The sequence below is a fragment of the Arthrobacter sp. 210 2 genome (genome assembly GCF_059093025.1).
Window position 1 is genome coordinate 823,182 of sequence record NZ_JBNHIE010000001.1, and the last position, 21,617, is coordinate 844,798.

16 protein-coding genes are annotated in these 21,617 nt (G+C 67.7%); 12 read left to right on the top strand and 4 right to left on the bottom strand.

From position 1 onward, the window contains the following. Positions 1-9: 9 nt before the first annotated feature. From AC5RWA_RS03980 to AC5RWA_RS04005, 6 genes are all read left to right on the top strand, one after another. The gene (locus tag AC5RWA_RS03980) at positions 10-1,605 is read left to right on the top strand and encodes an NAD(P)H-hydrate epimerase (RefSeq protein ID WP_494056627.1); all 1,596 of its coding nucleotides are present in this window, start codon (positions 10-12) and stop codon (positions 1,603-1,605) included. Between the two features lie 69 nt (positions 1,606-1,674). After that, positions 1,675-3,930 (top strand): glycogen debranching protein GlgX, encoded by a 2,256-nt coding sequence (gene glgX, locus AC5RWA_RS03985; RefSeq protein ID WP_079597413.1) that lies wholly within the window; start codon positions 1,675-1,677, stop codon positions 3,928-3,930. Continuing rightward, a complete protein-coding gene (gene treY / locus AC5RWA_RS03990; protein WP_494056628.1) occupies positions 3,927-6,257 on the top strand; it encodes a malto-oligosyltrehalose synthase in 2,331 nt (776 codons plus the stop codon). Before glgX ends, treY begins: the two co-directional genes overlap by 4 nt. Further along, positions 6,254-8,023 (top strand): malto-oligosyltrehalose trehalohydrolase, encoded by a 1,770-nt coding sequence (gene treZ, locus AC5RWA_RS03995; RefSeq protein ID WP_494056629.1) that lies wholly within the window; start codon positions 6,254-6,256, stop codon positions 8,021-8,023. The genes treY and treZ overlap by 4 nt, the downstream gene beginning before the upstream one ends. A 98-nt stretch (positions 8,024-8,121) precedes the next feature. Then, entirely contained in the window at positions 8,122-9,162 is a 1,041-nt protein-coding gene (gene mgrA, locus AC5RWA_RS04000; RefSeq protein ID WP_494056630.1) for an L-glyceraldehyde 3-phosphate reductase, read from the top strand. A gap of 158 nt (positions 9,163-9,320) precedes the next feature. After that, positions 9,321-10,406, top strand: a complete 1,086-nt coding sequence (locus AC5RWA_RS04005; RefSeq protein WP_079597409.1) for an inositol-3-phosphate synthase — start codon at positions 9,321-9,323, stop codon at positions 10,404-10,406. Positions 10,407-10,482: 76 nt separating this feature from the next. On the opposite strand, the gene AC5RWA_RS04010 is transcribed toward AC5RWA_RS04005, so the two are convergent. The 4 genes from AC5RWA_RS04010 to AC5RWA_RS04025 form a co-directional block, all read right to left on the bottom strand. After that, positions 10,483-11,400: a DUF559 domain-containing protein gene (locus AC5RWA_RS04010; protein WP_494056631.1), complete on the bottom strand. Its 918-nt coding sequence runs from the start codon at positions 11,398-11,400 to the stop codon at positions 10,483-10,485. 122 nt (positions 11,401-11,522) lie between these two features. Continuing rightward, entirely contained in the window at positions 11,523-13,199 is a 1,677-nt protein-coding gene (locus AC5RWA_RS04015) for a formate--tetrahydrofolate ligase (protein WP_494056632.1), read from the bottom strand. 95 nt (positions 13,200-13,294) lie between these two features. Continuing rightward, complete coding sequence (mshA, locus tag AC5RWA_RS04020) at positions 13,295-14,560, bottom strand: D-inositol-3-phosphate glycosyltransferase (protein WP_494056633.1); 1,266 nt, start codon at positions 14,558-14,560, stop codon at positions 13,295-13,297. 93 nt (positions 14,561-14,653) lie between these two features. Next, positions 14,654-16,054: a family 4 glycosyl hydrolase gene (locus AC5RWA_RS04025; protein WP_494056634.1), complete on the bottom strand. Its 1,401-nt coding sequence runs from the start codon at positions 16,052-16,054 to the stop codon at positions 14,654-14,656. A 91-nt stretch (positions 16,055-16,145) separates the two neighbouring features. Between AC5RWA_RS04025 and AC5RWA_RS04030 the strand changes: the two genes are divergently transcribed. The 6 genes from AC5RWA_RS04030 to tsaD all read left to right on the top strand — a co-directional run bounded on the left by AC5RWA_RS04030 (position 16,146) and on the right by tsaD (position 21,535). Beyond that, positions 16,146-17,237: a carbohydrate kinase family protein gene (locus AC5RWA_RS04030; protein ID WP_494056635.1), complete on the top strand. Its 1,092-nt coding sequence runs from the start codon at positions 16,146-16,148 to the stop codon at positions 17,235-17,237. 117 nt (positions 17,238-17,354) lie between these two features. Further along, positions 17,355-18,575: an alanine racemase gene (alr, locus tag AC5RWA_RS04035; RefSeq protein ID WP_494056636.1), complete on the top strand. Its 1,221-nt coding sequence runs from the start codon at positions 17,355-17,357 to the stop codon at positions 18,573-18,575. Then, complete coding sequence (tsaE, locus tag AC5RWA_RS04040; RefSeq protein WP_494056637.1) at positions 18,572-19,261, top strand: tRNA (adenosine(37)-N6)-threonylcarbamoyltransferase complex ATPase subunit type 1 TsaE; 690 nt, start codon at positions 18,572-18,574, stop codon at positions 19,259-19,261. The genes alr and tsaE overlap by 4 nt, the downstream gene beginning before the upstream one ends. Next, positions 19,261-19,932, top strand: a complete 672-nt coding sequence (gene tsaB / locus AC5RWA_RS04045; protein WP_494056638.1) for a tRNA (adenosine(37)-N6)-threonylcarbamoyltransferase complex dimerization subunit type 1 TsaB — start codon at positions 19,261-19,263, stop codon at positions 19,930-19,932. Before tsaE ends, tsaB begins: the two co-directional genes overlap by 1 nt. Beyond that, on the top strand, positions 19,929-20,435 hold the full coding sequence (rimI, locus tag AC5RWA_RS04050; protein WP_494056639.1) for a ribosomal protein S18-alanine N-acetyltransferase: 507 nt from the start codon (positions 19,929-19,931) through the stop codon (positions 20,433-20,435). The genes tsaB and rimI overlap by 4 nt, the downstream gene beginning before the upstream one ends. Further along, complete coding sequence (tsaD, locus tag AC5RWA_RS04055) at positions 20,432-21,535, top strand: tRNA (adenosine(37)-N6)-threonylcarbamoyltransferase complex transferase subunit TsaD (protein ID WP_494056640.1); 1,104 nt, start codon at positions 20,432-20,434, stop codon at positions 21,533-21,535. Before rimI ends, tsaD begins: the two co-directional genes overlap by 4 nt. The last annotated feature ends 82 nt before the right edge of the window (positions 21,536-21,617 follow it).

Sequence of the window (21,617 nt, forward strand, 5' to 3'; positions counted from 1 at the left end):
CTCGAGCACATGATCTCCGCCTACACCGGAACGCAGGTCCGGGCAGCCGAGGAACCGCTCCTGGCTGCCGGGCTTGGCGATGTCCTGATGCAGCGCGCCGCCCATGGCCTGGCAAACGCCGTCATCACGGAGCTTCGCACCCGCGGCCGCCGCATCTACGGCGCACGCCTCGTGGTGCTGGCCGGCAAGGGCAACAACGGCGGCGACGGCTTGTACGCTGCCGCTTTCCTCGCCGCCCGCGGGATGCGTACGACGGCGGTCCTCACCTCCGGCACGGGACATCCCGCTGCGCTGGCTGCTTTTGAACGTGCCGGCGGACGCGCGGAGGAACTGACCGAGGAGGCACTCGGCGGGCTTGCCGCCGAAGCCGCGGGCGCCGACGTCGTGATTGATGCTGTCCTGGGGACCGGCGTCAAGGGCGGTCTGCGGGGGAGTGCCGCCGCGCTGGTGGACGCCATCACCAAGGCCCGCAGTTCCATGGATTCGCAGGGATTGGTGGTGGCTTGCGACCTGCCCAGCGGCGTGGACGCCGATACCGGCGTGGCCGCCCGGCCCGTGCTGCCGGCTGACCTGACCGTCACCTTCGGCGGCGCCAAGACCGGGCTGCTTGCGGACCCCGGCGCCGATTACGCCGGCCGCGTGCACGTAGTGCCCATCGGCATCGAGGAACACCTGCCGCGCCCTGCGCTGCGCCGGCTCGAGGCAGCAGACCTCGCAATGCTCCTGCCGCGGCCCGAACGCCGCGCACACAAGTACTCCCGCGGAGTGCTGGGCGTGGTGGCGGGCTCGGTCCAGTACCCCGGCGCCGCTGTCCTGGCCTGCCGGGGCGCCCTCGCCGCCGGGGTGGGCATGGTGCGCTACCTCGGCCCGCCCGACGTGGCGGACCTGGTGCGGCAATCGTGCCCGGAGGTTGTCTGCAGTACCGGCTCCGTGGCCGACAACCGGGTGCAGGCCTGGCTGGTGGGCTCCGGCATGGGCCCTGAAGACTCCGACCAGCTGGCGCGTGCGCGGGACGCCGCAAATTCCGGCCTGCCCACCGTGGCGGACGCCGGTGCCCTGCCCGCCCTTCCCAACCAGCTGGCCCCGCACGTCGTCCTGACCCCGCACGCCGGCGAACTCGCCTCGCTCCTGCATCGGCTGGGAGGCGTGGATGACCGGGAATCCGTGGAAGCGGGGACCCTGGACGCCGCCCGACGCGCCGCCGCCGTTACCGGAGCAACGGTCCTGCTCAAGGGTGCGACCACCCTCGTTGCCACGCCCGGCGGCGACGTATACAGCCAGGCGGACGGGACCCCGTGGCTCGCCACGGCCGGCAGCGGCGACGTCCTGGCCGGCGTCATCGGTGCGCTGCTCGCCCAGGCGGGTCCCGACGTCGGGCGCTTCCGTTCACTGGACAATGACGACGACGGCCGGTGGGCTGCGATTGCCGCGCTGGGGGCGGCGCTGCACGGTAAAGCCGGGACGGCGGCGTCGGACGCTTCCTTTGGCGGGCCGATCGCTGCTGGCGGAATTGCCGATGCCATAGCCGAAACGTGGGGTAATGTCAGCATGCTTAGTAACTCTGGACTCCGGAAACGTAATAGTCACAGCCACCCATTACGGTAGGCACTAGTTCGCATGGGCGGCAGGGACGTTCCGATGTCCCCTGTTGCCGACCAAGAAATGAGGAGCATTATGGAAGTCTGGCCCGGATCGGCTTATCCCCTTGGCGCCACGTACAACGGAACCGGCACCAACTTTGCCCTGTTCAGCGAACGAGCAGAAAAAGTGGAACTGTGCCTCTTCGACGATGACGGCAAGGAAACCCGCATCACGCTGGATGAAGTGGATGGCTACGTGTGGCACTGCTACATCCCGCAGATCCAGCCCGGCCAGAAGTACGGCTACCGCGTCCACGGGCCCTACGACCCCGCGTCCGGCAACCGCTTCAACCCCAACAAGCTCCTGCTGGACCCCTACGCCAAGGCCATCCACGGCCAGGTTGACTGGGACCCGTCCCTGTTCACCTACAACCTGGGCGAAGAGGACTCGATCAACAACGAGGACTCCGCCAGCCACATGATGCTCGGCGTGGTCATCAACCCGTTCTTCGACTGGGACGGCGACCAGAACCTGCGGATCCCATACCACCAGTCCGTGATCTACGAAGCCCACGTCAAGGGCCTCACCCAGCTGCACCCGGAGATCCCCGAGGAACAGCGCGGAACCTACGCCGGCGTGGCGCACCCCGCCGTCATCTCCCACCTGCAGAAGCTCGGCGTCACCGCCATCGAGCTCATGCCCGTGCACCAGTTCGTCAACGACGGCACGCTGCAGGACAAGGGCCTGAACAACTACTGGGGCTACAACACCATCGGCTTCTTCGCGCCGCAGAACACCTACAGCTCCACGGGCGACACCGGCCAGCAGGTCCAGGACTTCAAGGCCATGGTCCGCTCGCTGCACAAGGCCGGCATCGAGGTCATCCTGGACGTGGTCTACAACCACACCGCCGAAGGCAACCACCTGGGCCCCACGCTGTCCTTCAAGGGCATCGACAACGCCGCCTACTACCGGCTGATGGAGGGCGACGAAAAGCACTACATGGACTACACCGGCACCGGCAACTCGCTGAACGTCCGCCAGCCGCACTCCCTGCAGCTGCTTATGGACTCGCTGCGCTACTGGGTAACCGAGATGCATGTTGACGGTTTCCGCTTTGACCTCGCCTCCACCCTGGCCCGCGAGTTCTACGACGTGGACAAGCTGTCCACCTTCTTCGAACTCATCCAGCAGGACCCTGTTGTCTCGCAGGTCAAGCTCATCGCCGAGCCGTGGGACGTTGGCCCCGGCGGCTACCAGGTGGGCAACTTCCCGCCGCAGTGGACCGAATGGAACGGCAAGTACCGCGACACCGTCCGCGACTTCTGGCGCGGCGAGCCTGCAACGCTGGGCGAATTCGCCTCCCGCATCACCGGTTCGGCGGACCTCTACGAACACTCCGGCCGCCGCCCCGTGGCGTCCATCAACTTCGTCACCGCGCACGACGGGTTCACCCTGTCGGACCTGGTGTCCTACAACGAGAAGCACAACGACGCCAACGGCGAGGGCAACAACGACGGCGAATCCCACAACCGCTCCTGGAACTGCGGCGTTGAGGGCCCCACGGATGATCCCGAGGTCCTGTCGCTGCGGGCACGCCAGCAGCGGAACTTCATTGCCTCGCTGCTGCTGTCCCAGGGCGTGCCCATGCTCCTGCACGGCGACGAGATGGGCCGTACCCAGCAGGGCAACAACAACGGCTACTGCCAGGACTCGGAACTGACCTGGATCAACTGGGAGACCATCGATCAGCCGCTGGTCGAGTTCACCGCCGCCGTTAACGCCCTCCGCGCCAAGCACCCCACCTTCCGCCGCAGCCGCTTCTTCGACGGCCGGCCCGTCCTGCGCGGCCAGGGCGAACGCCTGCCGGACATCGTCTGGCTCGATCCCGACGGCGAAACCATGAAGCCCGAAGCCTGGGACAGCGGGTTCGGCCGCTCTGTTGGCGTGTTCCTGAACGGCAACGGCATCCAGGGCAAGGACAGCCGCGGCCGCCGGATCACCGACGTGAACTTCCTGCTGTACTTCAACGCCCACGATGACACGGTGAAGTTCACGCTTCCGTCCGACGAGTTCGCTCCGGCCTGGGACGTCATCATCGACACGGCCGGGCAGAACGCGGACACCGAGCCCGTCTCCGCCGGGCAGCCGCTGCCCGTTGAGGCCAAGTCCCTGGTGGTCCTCCGGGCGCACACCGTTCCCGAGGTGGAGCCCGACCACTCGGTGGCAGCCTCGCTTGCCGCGCTGACCCAGACCTCCAGCAGCGAGACGGAGACCATCAGCACACCGGCAGTGGCGGAACCCGGAAAGACCACCAAGATCGGGGAGCGGAAGGCTTCGAAGAAGTGAGGGTCCCGGCATCCACCTACCGGCTGCAGATCCGCCAGGGTTTCACCCTGTTCGACGCCGCGGAGCAGCTCCCGTACCTGAAGTCGCTTGGCGTTGACTGGGTGTACCTCTCGCCCATCCTCACCGCGGAGAAGGGATCGGACCACGGCTACGACGTGACCGACCCCTCCGCGGTGGACCCGGACCGCGGCGGCCCCGAGGGTCTGCTGGCCCTGTCCAAGGCTGCCCGCGAGCACGGCATGGGTGTGCTGGTGGACATCGTCCCCAACCACGTGGGCGTTGCCACGCCGGCCCAGAACCCATGGTGGTGGTCCCTGCTGAAGGAAGGGCGCGGCTCACGCTACGCCGAAGCTTTCGACGTCGACTGGGACCTGGGCGGCGGAAAGATCCGGCTGCCCATGCTTGGCTCCGATGCGGACCTGGACAAGCTGGAAGTAGTGGATGGTGAACTCCGCTACTACGACCACCGCTTTCCGATCGCTGCCGGCACGTACACCGAGGGGGATTCCCCGCAGGAGGTGCACAGCCGTCAGCACTACGAGCTGATGGACTGGCGCCGCGCCGACGCCGAACTCAACTACCGGCGCTTCTTCGCCGTCACCAGTCTGGCGGGCATCCGGGTGGAGATCCCGCAGGTCTTCGAGGAAGCCCATGCTGAGGTTGGCCGCTGGTTCCGCGACGGGTTGGTTGACGGGCTCCGCGTGGACCACCCGGACGGACTCGCAGATCCGGCAGGCTACCTGCGCTGGCTCAAAGACCTCACCGGCGGGGCCTACGTCCTGGTGGAGAAGATCCTGGAACCGGGGGAGGTCCTGCCGGGCGAGTTCGCCTGCGAAGGTACCACCGGTTACGACGCTCTTGCAGACGTGGACCGGGTCTTCGTGGACCCCGCCGGGCAGGCCGCTTTGGATGCGCTGGACGCGTCCCTGCGGGGAGCCGATAGCCCGGCGGACTACGCGGAAATGATCCGCGGCACCAAGCGCATGATCGCCGACGGCATCCTGCGGTCCGAGGTGCTTCGCCTGGCCCGCCTGGTGCCCGAGTCCCACGGCCTTTCGGTGGAGCAGGCGGCGGATGCCATCGCGGAGATCATCGCGTCCTTCCCGGTGTACCGGACCTACCTGCCCACCGGCGCCGAGGTTCTGAAGGAAGCGTGCGAGTCGGCGGCTGAACACCGGCCGGACCTTGCCGTTGCGGTGGGGACACTGCTGCCGCTGCTCCTAGACCCCTCGAACGCGATCGCCGTCCGGTTCCAGCAGACCTCCGGCATGGTGATGGCCAAGGGCGTGGAGGACACTGCCTTCTACCGCTACACCCGGCTGGGCACGCTCACCGAGGTGGGGGCCGAACCCACCGAGTTCGCGGTGTCCACGGAGGAGTTCCACCACCGGATGCGCCGCCGGCAGGAGGACCTGCCGCTGTCCATGACCACCATGTCCACGCACGACACCAAGCGCAGCGAGGATGCCCGGGCCCGGATCTCCGTCATCGCGGAGCTTCCGCAGGAATGGACAACCACCCTGAACACGCTGCGGGAACTGGCGCCAATCCCGGACGGCCCCTACGAGAACCTGCTGTGGCAGGCCGTCATTGGGGCATGGCCCGCCAGCCGTGAACGGCTGCAGGGATACGCGGAGAAGGCAGCCCGGGAAGCCGGCAACTCCACCATGTGGACGCAGCCGAACGAGGACTTTGAGTCCGCCGTCAAGGCCGCCGTGGATGCGGCGTTCGACGACGCCCGGGTCACCAAGGTGGTGGAGGAGTTCGTGGCACGGATCGACGCGTACGCCGCCTCCAACTCGGTGTCCGCGAAGCTGGTCCAGCTCACCATGCCCGGTGTGCCCGACGTTTACCAGGGCAGCGAGTTTTGGGAACGGTCCCTGACCGACCCGGACAACCGGCGGCCCGTGGACTTCGCGCTCCGCCGGGAAGAGCTGGCAAGGATCGACGGCGGGACGTTGCCGGAAGCGGGGACGGAGGCCAGCAAGCTCCTGGCCACCTCCCGGGCGCTCCGCCTCCGCCGGGACCGGCCGGAACTGTTCCAGGGCTACACCCCCGTTTCGGTCACAGGAGCGGCTGCCGGCCACCTCCTGGCCTTTCACCGCGGTGCCTCCGAAGGCTCCGTCGGCGCCCTGACGCTGGCCACCCGGCTCCCCGCCGGACTGGAAGCGGACGGCGGCTGGCGGGACACCGCCGTCGAACTTTCCGCTCCCATGCGTGATGAACTGACCGGAGCCGGCTACGGACCCGGAACCGTTTCGGTGGCGGACGTCCTGGGTACATACCCCGTGGCTTTGCTGGTACCGGTGGATGGAGAGAAGGCATGACCCTGGTCAACGTTGGACCCGAACGCTTCGACGTCTGGGCCCCCGACGCCACGTCCGTGACTCTGCTGGCAGACGGCTTGCAGTACCCCATGCAGAAAAAGGAGACGGCGCCGGGCGCCGAGGGGTGGTGGTCCGCGCCCGACGCCCCGGCCGGCGGCGAGGTGGACTATGGCTACCTGCTCGACGGCGACACCACCCCGGTGCCCGATCCGCGGTCCCGGCGCCTTCCGTCCGGCGTCCACGAGCTGTCCAGGACGTTCGATCCGGCCAGCCACTCCTGGCAGGACACTGGCTGGCGCGGCAAGGAGCTGAAGGGGTCCGTCATCTATGAACTCCACGTCGGCACCTTCACGCCGGAAGGAACCCTGGATGCCGCGGCGGAGAAGCTGGGCTACCTGGCGGACCTCGGCGTCGACTTCGTGGAACTGCTCCCCGTCAACGGCTTCAACGGCACCCACAACTGGGGCTACGACGGCGTGCAGTGGTACGCCGTCCATGAGGGCTACGGCGGACCGGCCGCGTACCAGCGGTTCGTCGATGCCGCCCACGCGGCGGGGCTCGGCGTCATCCAGGACGTGGTCTACAACCACCTCGGTCCCAGCGGCAACTACCTGCCGAAGTTCGGCCCGTACCTGAAACAGGGCGACGCCAACACCTGGGGCGACTCCGTCAACCTGGACGGACCCGGCTCCGACGTGGTCCGGGAGTACATCCTGGACAACGCGGCCCTGTGGCTGCGGGACTACCACGTGGACGGGCTCCGCCTCGACGCGGTGCACGCCCTGCGGGACGAGCGCGCCGTGCACATCCTGGAGGAATTCGGTGCCCTGGGGGACGCGGTGTCAGCGGAAACCGGGTTGCCCAAGACGCTGATCGCGGAGTCGGACCTGAACAACCCACGCCTGCTGTACCCGCGGGACGTCAACGGCTACGGGCTCGCCGGGCAGTGGAGCGACGACTACCACCACGCGGTCCACGTCAACGTCAGCGGCGAAACCACCGGATACTACTCGGACTTTGAGTCGCTGGCGGTCCTGGCCAAGGTCCTCAAGGACGGCTTCCTGCACGACGGCAGCTACTCCAGCTTCCGGGGGCGGCACCATGGCCGGCCCATCAACACCTCCCTGGTGCACCCCGCTGCGCTGGTGGTCTGCAACCAGAACCACGACCAGATCGGCAACCGGGCTACGGGGGACAGGCTCTCGCAGTCGCTGTCCCACGGGCAGCTGGCCCTGGCCGCGGTGCTCACGCTGACATCGCCGTTCACGCCGATGCTGTTCATGGGCGAGGAATTCGCGGCCAGCACGCCCTGGCAGTTCTTTACCTCCCACCCGGAACCCGAACTCGGCAAAGCCACCGCCGAGGGCAGGATCAAGGAGTTCGAACGCATGGGGTGGGACCCCGCCGTCGTCCCCGATCCCCAGGACCCGGAAACCTTCAGCAGGTCCAAGCTGAAGTGGGACGAAGCCTCCGTTGGCGACCACGCCCGGCTGCTGGAGCTGTACCGGTCCCTGACCGCGCTCCGCCGCGAACATGCGGAGCTTGCCGGGCTCGGCTTCGAGGAGACGGAAGTGGCGTTCGACGACGACGAGCGCTGGCTGCGGTTCCGCCGGGGGACGGTGGAGGTGCTGCTGAACTTCTCCGATGCGAAGGTCCGCCTGGACAATGCCCGCGGGACTGTCCTGCTGGCAACGGACGACGGGACCGCCCTGGAGGGTGAGTCCCTGGCCCTCGCGCCTTGGAGTGCGGCAATTCTCAAATCCTGACGTTTTCGGAAGTTGCGCCGCGGGTCGATTGTCAGCCCGCGGCGTAACTTCTCTCACGTTGCAATGTAGCGCCGGTCACAACTGGCAGGATGGAACGTATGACTTTTTCTGCAGCGGAGGACCGCTACGAATCCATGCCCTACCGCCGCGTTGGCCGCAGCGGACTGAAACTTCCGGCGATCTCGCTGGGCCTATGGCACAACTTCGGCGACGACAAGCGCTTCGACGAGCAGCGCGCCATTCTCCGCCGCGCCTTCGACCTTGGCGTGAACCACTTCGACCTGGCTAACAACTACGGTCCGCCGGACGGTTCCGCTGAGACGAACTTCGGGCGGCACCTGCAGGATGACTTCAAGCCCTACCGCGACGAACTCGTCATCTCCACCAAAGCGGGCTACTACATGTGGCCCGGCCCGTACGGCGAGTGGGGCTCCCGCAAGTACCTGATCTCCAGCCTGGACCAGTCGCTGCAGCGGATGGGCCTGGACTACGTGGACATCTTCTACAGCCACCGCCCGGATCCGGAAACCCCGATGGAAGAAACCATGGGCGCCCTGGATTACGCCGTCCGGTCCGGCAAGGCCCTCTATGCCGGCATCTCGTCCTACACCCCGGAGCAGACCATCGAGGCGGCCCGCATCCTGAAGGAACTCGGGACGCCGCTACTCATCCACCAGCCCAGCTACTCCATGCTCAACCGGTGGACGGAGGACGGGTCGCCGAACCTGTATGAGGCACTGGACCAGGTGGGCGCCGGCTCCATCGCGTTCTCGCCGCTGGCGCAGGGCATGCTCACCGACCGGTACCTCAACGGCATCCCCACCGACTCGCGCGCCGCGAAGGCCCGGTTCCTCTCGGAGGAAGCCATCACCGACGACAAGCTCGCCCGGATCCGGGGGCTGCACGCCATCGCCGAAGGCCGTGGCCAGTCGCTGGCGCAGATGGCCGTAGCGTGGATCCTGCGTGACCAGCCGAAGGGGTCACCGGTGACATCGGCGCTGATCGGCGCATCCAGCGTCGGTCAGCTTGAGGACACGCTGTCAGCCATCAAGAACCTGGACTTCACGTCCGAGGAGCTGGCGGCCATCGACGAATTCGCCGTGGAATCGGACATCAACCTGTGGAAGCAGCCCGTCTGACAGCCCGGAATCGTTACGGGGCGGGACCGGCGGAACAAAGCCCGGTCCCGCTCTGTTAGGTACTATGAAAAGGCGCCGCGCGGCGCCGTACCAGCCGGCCGCCGTCGCACTCTCCCCGACGCACCCGGCCGGCTGACATTTGTCTTTAAAGGAGTTCCGTGTCTTCACATCCGATCCGTGTCGCAATCGTCGGCGTAGGCAACTGCGCCGCATCGCTGGTCCAGGGCGTCCAGTACTACAAGGACGCTGACCCCAAGGCCACCATCCCGGGCCTGATGCACGTTGAGTTCGGCCAGTACCACGTGGGTGACGTCGAGTTCGTCGCAGCATTCGATGTGGACGGCAAGAAGGTCGGCAACGACCTCGCCGACGCAATCCTGGCCAGCGAAAACAACACCATCAAGATCGCCGACGTCCCGCCCACCGGCGTCACCGTCCAGCGCGGCCACACCCTCGACGGCCTGGGCAAGTACTACCTCGAGACCATCGAGCAGTCCACCGAGGAACCCGTTGACGTGGTGCAGGCCCTCAAGGACGCCAAGGTTGACGTCATGGTCTGCTACCTGCCCGTTGGCTCCCAGGAAGCAGCCGAGTTCTACGCCCAGTGCGCCATCGACGCCGGCGTGGCCTTCGTCAATGCCCTGCCCGTCTTCATCGCCGGCACCAAGGAGTGGGCTGACAAGTTCACCGCCGCCGGTGTCCCGATCGTGGGCGACGACATCAAGAGCCAGATCGGTGCCACCATCACGCACCGTGTCATGGCAAAGCTCTTCGAAGACCGCGGCGTCACCCTGGACCGCACGTACCAGCTGAACGTCGGCGGCAACATGGACTTCAAGAACATGCTGGAGCGCGACCGCCTCGAGTCCAAGAAGATCTCCAAGACCCAGGCCGTCACCTCCAACGTCGAGGCCGAACTGGCCGCGAAGGACGTCCACATCGGCCCGTCCGACTACGTCCAGTGGCTCGACGACCGCAAGTGGGCCTTCGTCCGCCTTGAGGGCCGCAACTTCGGCGACGCCCCGGTCTCGCTCGAATACAAGCTGGAAGTCTGGGACTCGCCCAACTCCGCCGGCGTGATCATCGACGCCATCCGCGCCGCCAAGATCGGCCTGGACCGCGGCATCGGCGGCCCGCTGCTGTCCGCCTCGAGCTACTTCATGAAGTCGCCGCCGGAGCAGTTCAACGACGACCTCGCCCGCGAAAAGGTGGAAGCCTTCATCCGCGGCGACCTGGAGCGCTAACCCCCTTCAGATGCCCTATCACTTTTGGTCCCCAAAACCTTTGTTTAGGAACCAAGGGTGATAGGGCATCTTTCGTTTAACCGTGCTTCAGGGCCATCCGGACCTTGCCGACTGCCCTGCGGAAGTCTTGTGCCAGGTCGTCGGCGTTGAACTTGAAATATCGCCACCCTGCTGAATGGAAACGCTCATCCCGGTGATTGTCCCGGGACTGTTGTTCCCGCGTAAGGTGATGGCCGCCGTCGTACTGGATGGCAATCCGCTGCAGCCGGTACCCCATGTCCGCTGCGGGCGAATAAGGGTCTCCTGGGACGATCCGGATCTGCAGTTCGGGCTCGGGGAGCCCCGCCTCTGTCAGCGCCAACCGCAGGAATGTCTCGGGGGCGGAGTCCGCCCCGGGGCGAATCAGTTCGAGGGCGGCGCGGGCCTTAACAATGCCCTGCAGCTTCGTGTGCCGGGTCAGCATCCGTTGCAGCTCGGGAAGGTTGGACCAAGGCTCTGTCCGCAGCTCCAGGCCGGGCCGGGGCTGACGGACCAACTGGTCTCCGACGGCCACAAGATCCGCCAATGGGACAACACGGGCAAGGTCCAGCCAGGTTCGCGCCGGCGTTGACATACGAATTCCCTCCCACACGGTAATTTCGTCCTCGAACGCCAACACCGTGTGCCCCACTACTCCTTGACGGCGTACTGGAGGCAGGACCTTGGGCTTGCTCAGGTGAAGATCGCGGCAGTCCCGGAACCGGGCAGGAAGCCAGAAGCCCAGCAGAACTGCCGCCGTCACATGGGAAATCCACGCTCCGGGAGTAGCGGCGCTGAGCGCCCGTGCTAAACCGGCAAGCTCGAACTCCCAGCCCGCGGGCAGGTAGAGAAGACGCCCGGCCGAAGCCAGGTCCGACGAGCGGAGCCGCCCACTGCTCAAACTCGCTGCCCGTGCCTCGTGCACTGTGAAGGGGGCAGAAGCAAGGTTTATCGGCAAGGGAGACGAAGGGCGCATGCGCAACATTCTCACCCGGGCTTCGGGCGGCCCGCAGAAGTTATCCACAGCCCCCTGATGCGCTATCAGTTAGAGCTCGTATAACCCAGTTTTAAGAGCTCTAACTGATAGAGCAACGGGGGTTAGGTGAGGCCTACGGGGTTGCCGGCGTCGTCCACGTCCATGCGCAGGGCAGCCGGGACGGCGGGGAGGCCGGGCATCGTCATCACGGCACCGGTAAGCGCCACGATAAACCCGGCTCCGGTCTTGGGCAGCAGGTCGCGCACGTGGATGGTGAAACCCTTGGGGGCGCCCAGCCGGGACGCGTCGTCGGTGAAGGAGTACTGCGTTTTGGCCATGCACACCGGCATGCCGCCCCAGCCGTTCCGTTCGATATCGGCCAGCCGCTTCAGTGCCGGGACCGAGAAGTCCACCCCGTCCGCCCCGTAGATCTCCTGCGCGATGGTCCGGATCTTGTCCTCCACAGACAGTTCCAGCGAATAAAGGTGCCGGAAACTGCTGGGCCGGGACACCACCTGCGCAACCAACGCAGCCAGTTCGTCGCCCCCGTCCCCGCCTCCACCACGCCCCCAGACGTCTGCAACAGCGGCGGGAACACCCTCGGAGGCGCACCACGCCAGCAGCCAGTCGAGCTCCTCCTGGGTATCGGAGGAAAACCGGTTGATGGCCACCACCGGGGTGACGCCGAACTTCTCCACGTTCCGCACATGCCGGCGCAGGTTCGCCACTCCCGCCTCCAGGGCCGCCAGGTCCGGCCGGGTCAGCTGGTCCTTGGCCACCCCGCCCTGCATCTTCAAAGCCCGCACCGTGGCCACCACCACGACGGCGGACGGCGCCAGGCCTCCAACACGGGCCTTGATGTCCATGAACTTTTCAGCACCCAGATCGGCGCCGAACCCGGCTTCGGTCACCACGATGTCGGCCAGCCGGCGCGCCGTCTGTGTGGCGATCAGCGAGTTGCAGCCGTGCGCGATGTTCGCAAACGGGCCGCCGTGGACCAACGCCGGAGTACCCGCGATGGTCTGCACCAGGTTGGGCTTGATGGCCTCCTTCAACAGCAGGGCCAGGGCACCCTGGACGCCAAGGTCCGCCACAGTGACGGGGGAGCGGTCAAACGTATAGCCGAAGGTGATCCGTCCCAGCCGTTCCCGGAGGTCGGCCAAGTCCGTGGCGAGGCAGAACACCGCCATGATTTCGGATGCCACCGTGATGTCGAAACCGTCCTGCCGGGGGATTCCCTGGGTGGGCCCGCCAAGGCCGATGACCACCTCACGCAGGGCCCTGTCATTCATGTCCAGGACACGCTTGAACGTCATGCGCCGCGGATCGATATTCAGCTGGTTGCCCTGGTAGATGTGATTGTCCACCAAAGCCATCAGTGCATTGTTGGCCGACGTGATGGCATGGAAATCGCCGGTGAAGTGCAGGTTGATCTCGTCCATCGGCAGCACCTGGGAGTAGCCGCCTCCGGTGGCGCCGCCCTTCATGCCGAGGACCGGGCCCAGTGAGGGCTCCCGGAGCGCGATCATCACCCTGTGCCCGGCACGGGCCAGGGAATCGGCAAGGCCAACGGTGGTGGTGGATTTCCCTTCACCTGCTGGGGTGGGGGACATGGCCGAGACCAGCACTACCTTCCCGGCGGGAGGCGGGGCGTCCAGCCGGGCGGGATCGATCTTCGCCTTGAACCGCCCGTACTGTTCAACGGCTTCGGCATTGATCCCGGCAGCGGCAGCGATCTCCCCGATGGGCCGGATACGGGCTGCGCGGGCGATCTCGAGGTCGGTAGGGAAATCAGACATCCTTGTCCTTTCCTGGAGCGGCTGGCGCCACGAACCTGCCGGAGCACCTGCCCCAAAACTAACAGCCCTGCAGCACCAGCACCCGCAAGAAAAAATCAGGATGCGGGAACGGCCGGGACGAGCCGGTGCCCCACGTGGCGGTCGACGGCGGCATGGTAGCTTTCGAGCGTGATGGCGGCCGTGCGGGCCCAGCCGGAGTTCTGGGCACGGATGGCGGCGGCGCGCCCCATGTCCTCGCGGGTGGCGGGATCGTCGTACAGGGCCTCGAGTGCGTCGGCCCAGTCGGCGGCGTGGTGCCCGTCCACCAGCAGCCCGGTCCGGCCGTGGAAGATGGCCCGCGACAGTCCGCCCACCCGGGTGGCCACCACGGGCGTGCCGCAGGCCTGGGCCTCCAGGGCCACGAGTCCGAACGATTCGCTGAAGGAAGGCATCACCACAACGTCAGCCGCGCGGAACCAGGCCGCAAGCTCCGGTGCCTTCACCGGCGGAAGCTGCGTGACGACGTCGTCCATTTCCGCCTCGGCAACCAGCCGCCGCAGGTTGAACTCCTTGTTTCCGCTCAGCGACCCCAGGATGGTGAGCCGGAGGTCGATGTCCGGCCGCCGGCGCCGGAGCAGGGCGGCTGCTTTGACCAGAATCTGGGGACCCTTCAGCCGCTGGATGCGCCCCGCGAACAGCAGGTGGAAGGTGCCCGGGGCGATGCCGCGCTCCGCCCGTGACCGGGTCCGGAATGCCGGCGTGAAAGTACTGAGGTCCACGCCCGGCGGGGCGATATCGATGCGTTCGTACGTGGCTCCGTAGTGCGACACCAGTTCCGCCGCCTCCGAGCTGGTGTTCGCGATCAGCCGCTCCGCGCCGTCCACGATGCGGTGCTCGCCGAGCTCGCGCCGCCGCGGCTCGGGCTGCTCGCCGGACTCCAGCAGCAGGTTCTTGACCTTCGCCATGGTGTGCATGGTGTGCACCAGCGGGACACCCCACAGTTCGGACAGCTCCAGGCCGGCGATGCCCGACACCCAGTAGTGCGAATGGATGACGTCGTACCGGCCGTGCGGCTGCCGGCGGCGGATCTGTTCAATCTCGGCCACCATGCTGTGCAGCAGTCCGGGAAGTTCTTCCTTGGGAATCTTTTTCGGCGGGCCGGCCAGGACGTTGTGCACGCAGACCCCTGGATCGGGATGTTCGACGGCGGGCTGCCCGTCGGAGGTGGCGCGGGTGAAGATCTCGACTTCCACGCCCGCCTCGGCCAAGGCGGAGGCCAGTTCCCGGATGTAGACGTTCATCCCGCCCGCATCACCGGACCCGGGCTGCTCCATGGGGGAGGTGTGGAGGGAGAGCAAAGCGACCCTGCGGATCAATGCCACGGGACCTCCTTCCGGCCGCCGGCGCGAGTGGGCGCCGGTTCAGTGCGCATTCGATAAAACACTACTCCCTCCCCTCACGCCGGCCGATGTGTGTTAACTCCTGGCCCCGCCCCACAGCTCCCGCAGGGCAGGGAAAGCGTGCTCGTAACCGGCCAAAAGCCTTTCGGCCACGTCCGCCGAGTCCACCAGGGGGTGCCGGGCGAAGGCCTGCAGGGCGGCATCCCGGTTGCCGTCCGTGGCGGCCCGGACCGTGAGCCGTTCGACGTCCTTGACCCGGTTAAGCAGCTCACGCTGCGGTTCCGGCGGTGCCTGCTGGGGCAGCGGCAGCGCGCCGTCGGGGGTTACCGTGCAGGGAAGTTCGACGACGGCGTCCGCCGGCAGTCCCGGGATGGCGGCCTGCGGTTCGGCTGCTTCAGCCGCTGAGAGGGGAGAGGGCAGGGAGTTGCGGGTATTGAGAATCAGTTGCGTGGTGCCTCCTCCGGAGAGCGCGCTCATCGCTGCCAGTGCCACGCGTTCATAGCCGCCGCCGGCCAGATCGTCCTCGTCCCGGTGTTCGCCTTCGGCCCGGGCCTCGGCCAGGTAGCCTTCCTCGCGGGACCGCCGTGCCTCCTCCCAAAGCCGGAACGCCTCCCCGCCGGCAGCGGCCAGCCGCGGATAGAGCTCCTGCTGCTGGCTGTGGATGGTCTCCCCGCGGGTGCTGGCCATCGCCTGCATTGCCTGCCGGGCTTCCGCTGCGCGGTAGTAGTAGTACAGGTACTCGTTGGGCAGCGCGCCAAGGCTCGCCAGGAAGGGCTGCGGGAACAGCCTGCCTTCCTCAAAGGACTGCAGGGTGCGGGGATCGGCGAGCAGGTCCGGAAGCACATCCCGCCCGGCGGACTCCAGCCGGTAGAGCCAGCCGAGATGGTTCAGCCCGTAGTAGCCCACGCCGTCGAGCCGTCCCTCCGGCAGCGCCACCCCGGCCGCATGCGCGGCGCGGTGTACCAGGCCGCCCGCCGAGTCACAGATGCCGATGGCCCGGCGGCCCAGCACGGGAAGCAGCGCCTCGGTGACCATGCCGGCCGGATTGGTGAAGTTGATCAGCCACGCCTCGGGACAGTGTTCCGCCATCAGCCGGGCAAGTTCCAGCATGCGCGGGATGGTCCGCAGTGCGTAGGAGATGCCCCCGGCCCCGGTGGTTTCCTGACCCAGCAGCCCGAGGTCCTGGGCCACCCGTTCATCTGCCACCCGGCCGGCGGTGCCGCCGGGGCGGATGGCGGCGAACACCATCTGCGTTCCGTCGAGGGCGTCCGGAAGGCTGGTGGTGGCGCGGACCGGGAGACGGGCACCCGGTCCGGCGGGCATACTCCGCAGCACGGCGGTGACGGCGTCGAGGCGGGCGGGGTCGACGTCGTACAGCACCAGTTCGGTGGCCAGGCCGGCAAAGCGGCCCGAGACCAGTGCCCGGTAGATGAGCGGCACCCGGAAACCCCCGCCGCCGGCAATCAGAAGCCGCATAACCAGCAGTCTAGGCCTGGATTGGCTTGTCCCTGACGCAAAGCAGGGCGTCCACTATCGGATGTCAGCGGCAGGGCGTATCGTGCCGGACATGGAAGCGATCCCAGCCCGGCCTTTCGACCCCCTGGCCGGCGTCCGCTCGCCCTCCGAACCCGGGTTTGACCTCCTCCTGGCCGGAACGGTGTTCCAGGACATCATTTTCACGGGTCTTCCCCACAGCCCGGAGCCCGGCACCGAAATCTGGAGCGACGGCATGGGCAGCTGCCCCGGCGGCGTGGCCAACCAGGCAATCGCCGCCGCCAGACTGGGACTCCGCACGGGCCTGGCCGCCGCGTTTGGCGACGACGGCTACGGCGACTTCAACTGGAAAATCCTTTCCAGCCAGGAACACGTGGACCTCAGCCTGTCCCGGCGCGTCCCCGGCTGGCACTCACCGGTAACCGTCTCGCTCTGCGTGGAGAAGGACCGGTCCATGGTGACCCACGGGCATGCCGCTCCGGTAACGTCCTCGGAACTGATCGGCATCCCTCCTCCGGCGCTCGCCGGCATTGCGGAGGTGGGGGTGGAGGTGGAGCCCTGGGCGAAGGCGGCGCACAAGGCAGGGGTGAAGCTGTTCGGCGACGTCGGCTGGGACCCCACCGGGGAATGGGCGCCCGTCCGGCTGGAGAATCTGCAGTACTTCCACGCGTTCCTGCCCAACCAGCGCGAGGCCATGGCCTTTACCGGCAAGGATGATGCGTGGAGTGCCCTGTACGCGCTGGCGGACCGGGTTCCGGTTGCGGTGGTGACGCTCGGCCCGCAGGGTGCCATGGCGGTGGATTCGGAGACGGGGGAGGAGGAGTGGGTGCCGTCCCTTCCCGTGAAGGCTTTCGATCCCACCGGAGCCGGTGACTGCTTCGACGCCGCGTTCATTGTGGGCAGCCTGGCCGGCTGGCCGCTGGGCAACAGGCTGCGCTTCGCCAACCTGTGCGCCTCGCTGGCCGTGCAGGAGGTGGGAGGGTCGCTAGCGGCCCCCGGCTGGGGAGACATCGCCGACTGGTGGAAACGTGCCAACGCCCGGCCCGAACGGCAGATGAGCCAGTGGCTGCGGCGCTTCGGGTTCCTCGCCGAGATCATCCAGGACGTCCCGCTTGCGGCGCAGCGCAGGGCCGCTGCCACCATCGCGCACCTTTCGGACGCCTGAGGGCCGGTCCGGGCAGGAGGGCCTTCGGCGACGGCCCCAGGCCAGCCGCCTGTTCCGGAATCCGGCCTGCCCGGCCGCGATTATTCGGCAAGAAGTGCCAGCACTAGAATCACTAAGGTGACTTACCCCGCAACAACCGGTGAATTCAGCGCTGCCCCCGGACAGGACCCCCGCTACGAGCGGTCCGCCGTGATCGACCTTGAGGCCATCCGGCACAACGTCCGCCGCCTCGCTGCCGCTGCGTCCCCGGCGAAAGTCATGGCCGTCGTCAAGGCCGACGCGTACGGGCACGGCGCCGTTCCCGTGGCGCGGGCAGCGATCGAAGCCGGTGCCTCCTGGCTGGGCGTTGCCCACATCTCCGAAGCCCTTGCATTGCGGGCCGCCGGCATCGACGCGCCGCTGCTCGCCTGGCTGCATACCGTGGACAGCAACTTCGGGGCCGCGGTGGCCGCCGGCGTCGACATCGGCTGCTCGGGGTGGGAACTCGAACGCATCGTGGTTGCAGCCCGGGAGCAGGAGCGTCCGGCCCGCATCCACCTGAAAGTGGACACCGGCCTGGGACGAAACGGCGCCACCCTCGATACCTGGGACCACCTGGTGGGTGAAGCCATGGAGTACCAGGACCAGGGGCTGCTGCGCGTGGTGGGCATCTTCTCGCATCTGGCCGTCGCGGATGAGCCGGAGCGGCCCGAAACCGACCAGCAGCTGGCGGCATTCCGCGAAGCCCTGGCTGTTGCCGAAGACGCGGGCGTGGACCCGGAAGTCCGGCACCTGGCCAATACCCCCGCCACGTTGTCCCGGCCGGACACCCACTTCGACCTGGTCCGCGCAGGCCTGGGCATTTACGGGCTCTCGCCCTTCGACGGCCAAACCTCCGCGGAGCTCGGGCTCCGCCCCGCCATGACGCTCCGGACCCTGGTGTCCCAGTGCAAGGAGGTACCGGACGGGCAAGGCGTGTCCTACGGCCTCCGCTACCACACCAGCGGCCGCAGCACCCTGGCGCTCATCCCCATGGGCTACGCCGACGGTGTGCCGCGCATCGCAACCGGCGGCCCCGTCCGGGTGGCCGGCAGGACATACCCCGTGGTGGGCCGGATCGCCATGGACCAGATGGTGATCGACCTCGGCGACGCCGGTCCGGCCGGCGCGCGACTGCTGGGTGCCGAGGCCGAACTGTTCGGGAACGGTGACGACGGCGGCCCCACCGCCGAAGACTGGGCGCGCGCCGCCGGGACCATCAACTACGAAATCGTCACCCGCATCAGCCCCCGGGTCCCGCGCCGCTTCGTCAACGAACAGGACGCGTCCGCCGCCCTTCACACGGAGGGTGCCGCGTGAACGCCTTCGAACCGCCGGCCGTGCCCAACTGGGAAAAGACCTTCACGGCGACGACGGCGGACCAGACCCACGCGTTTGGCGCCGCCCTCGCCGGGGTGCTTGAAGCCGGGGACCTGCTGGTGCTGTCCGGCGAGCTGGGGGCCGGCAAAACCACCTTCACCCAGGGGCTGGGGGAGGGGCTCGGCGTCCGCGCCGGAATCATCTCGCCGACGTTCGTCCTGGTCCGCATCCATCCCAACGTGCCCGACGGTCCGCGCCCCGGCGGCCCCGATCTGGTGCACGTGGACGCCTACCGCCTGGGCTCGGCGGCCGAGATCGACGACATCGACCTGGAAAACACCATGGACTCATCGGTGACGGTGGTCGAGTGGGGACATGACCGGGTGGAGCACCTGAGCGACAGCCGGCTCGAAATCGACCTGCACCGTGCCGTCGGACTCAGCGCCGTTGGACTGGGCGACGCTGGACTGGGCGGCGCTGGCCTGGGTGACCTCGGTGCCGGCACGTCCTCCGGCAACGGAGCCGGAACCCTGGACTTCGATACTGAAGACACCGACGAGCCCCGCACCATCGTGATGCGCGGGTACGGTCCGCGATGGCCGGCCGCCCCCGAACTGGGAACCCCGGAACTGGGAACCCCGGAAATCGGGACAGCAGAACCCGGCGCCCCGGAAGGGAAAGACTGATGCTGATCCTCGCCATTGACACCTCCGCCGTTGCCAGCGCAGCGCTGGTTTCGGATGACGCGCTGGAAGGCGTCGTTGCCAGCTTCTCCACCGAGGACACCCGAAGCCATGCCGAAGTGCTGGCTCCGGGCATCGCGGAGATGCTTGCCGAGGCCGGCGTCACCGGACAGGACATCGACGCCCTGGTGGTGGGCGTGGGGCCCGGGCCGTTCACCGGCCTGCGGTCCGGAATTGCAACGGCGCGCACCCTGTCCTTTGTGTGGGGCAAGCCCCTGCACGGCCTGATGAGCCTGGACGCCGTGGCCCTGGAAGTGGCTGAGTCCACCGCCGCCGTCCCCGAATTCCTGGTGGTGACCGACGCGCGGCGCAAGGAGGTCTACTGGGCCCGCTACAGCCTGGCCGAGGGGAAGCTGCCCCGGCTCGAGGACGGTCCCCACGTCGGCTTCGCGGCGGACCTGCCGGACCTTCCCGCCTTTGGGGCCGGCGCCGGGCTCTACGCCGACACGCTGCGCGCAGATCCGGAATTCGCTCAGGAGCAGCCGGACGCGCTCTATCTGGGCCAGTTCGCGCTGGCCCGGCTGGCCTCCGGCGACGGCCTCCTGGATTCCACGCCGCTGTACCTGCGCGAATCCGACGCGCAGGTGCCCGGACCGAGGAAGAGAGCACTGTGAGCACCGCCCCGGATCCGCGAACTGCAGGAATTACCGTGCGGGACATGACCCTCGACGACGTAACCGCCGTCAGCGTCCTTGAGCAAAAACTGTTCCCCATCGACGCCTGGCCCCTGCAGATGTTCCTGGATGAGCTGGCCCAGCCGGACACCCGGCGCTACCTGGTGGCCGAAAGCGCCGACGGCATCGTGGGGTACGCCGGCCTGATGTGCATCGAACCCATCGCGGACGTCCAGACGATCGCCGTCGTCCCTGATTATGAAGGCCGGGGGATCGGCACCACGCTGCTGACCGCCCTCATCGATGAAGCCCGTCGCCGGTACGCCGCGGACCTCCTCCTCGAAGTCCGCGCGGACAACCCGCGGGCGCAACGTCTGTACCTGCGCTTCGGGTTCGAGCAGATCCACGTCCGCCCCCGGTACTACCGCGACGGCGTCGATGCCCTGATCATGAGGCTCCAGCTCACCGGCGACGAGGAAACACGTGAAGGAGGCCAGCCATGAACCGTTCCCAGCCACTGGTCCTGGGCATTGAATCATCCTGCGATGAAACCGGCGTTGGCATCGTCCGCGGGACCACGCTCCTGACCAACACCGTGTCCTCATCCATGGACGAGCACGTCCGATTCGGCGGCGTCATCCCGGAGATCGCCTCGAGGGCCCACCTGGACGCGTTCGTACCCACACTGGAGCAGGCATTGTCCGACGCCGGCGTCAGCCTGGACGAGGTGGACGCCATCGCCGTCACCTCCGGCCCCGGACTCGCAGGCGCACTGATGGTGGGAGTCTGCGCCGCCAAGGCACTGGCAGTGGCCACCGGGAAGCCGCTGTACGCCATCAACCACCTGGTGGCGCATGTGGGCGTGGGGCTGCTGGACGGCAAACGGAAAGACGGTAACGGCAACGAGGCCCCGCAGCTCCCGGAAAACCTGGGCGCCCTGCTGGTATCCGGCGGACACACCGAAATCCTCAGGATCAACAGCATCACCGACGACGTCGTGCTGCTGGGCTCCACCATCGACGACGCCGCGGGGGAGGCCTACGACAAGGTGGCCCGCATCCTGGGCCTGGGCTACCCCGGCGGACCGGCCATCGACAAGGTGGCCCGCACCGGCAACCCGAAGTCCATCCGCTTCCCCCGGGGCCTCAGCCAGCCCAAGTACATGGGAACGGCGGAGGAGCCGGGCAAGCACCGCTACGACTGGTCCTTCAGCGGACTGAAGACCGCCGTGGCCCGGTGTGTGGAGCAGTTCGAGGCCCGGGGCGAGGACATCCCGGTGGCCGACATTGCCGCCGCATTCCAGGAAGCCGTGGTGGACATCATCTCCTCCAAGGCCGTCCTGGCCTGCCGGGAGCACGGCATCAAGGACGTCCTGCTGGGCGGCGGCGTGGCGGCCAACTCACGCCTGCGTGAACTGACCGGCCAGCGCTGCGCCTCGGCCGGCATCCGGCTCCATGTGCCGCCCCTGGACCTGTGCACGGACAACGGCGCCATGGTGGCCGCTCTGGGCGCCCAGCTGGTGATGGCCGGAGTGGAACCGAGCGGAATCAGCTTCGCGCCGGACTCGTCCATGCCGGTCACCTCGGTATCGCTCCCCGCCTGAAGCCTGCTGGCCCGGCGATCCGTCGCGGGGCACTTTGGGGGCGCCGCCGTCGTACATCACGACGGCGGCCGGCGTGTCCGTG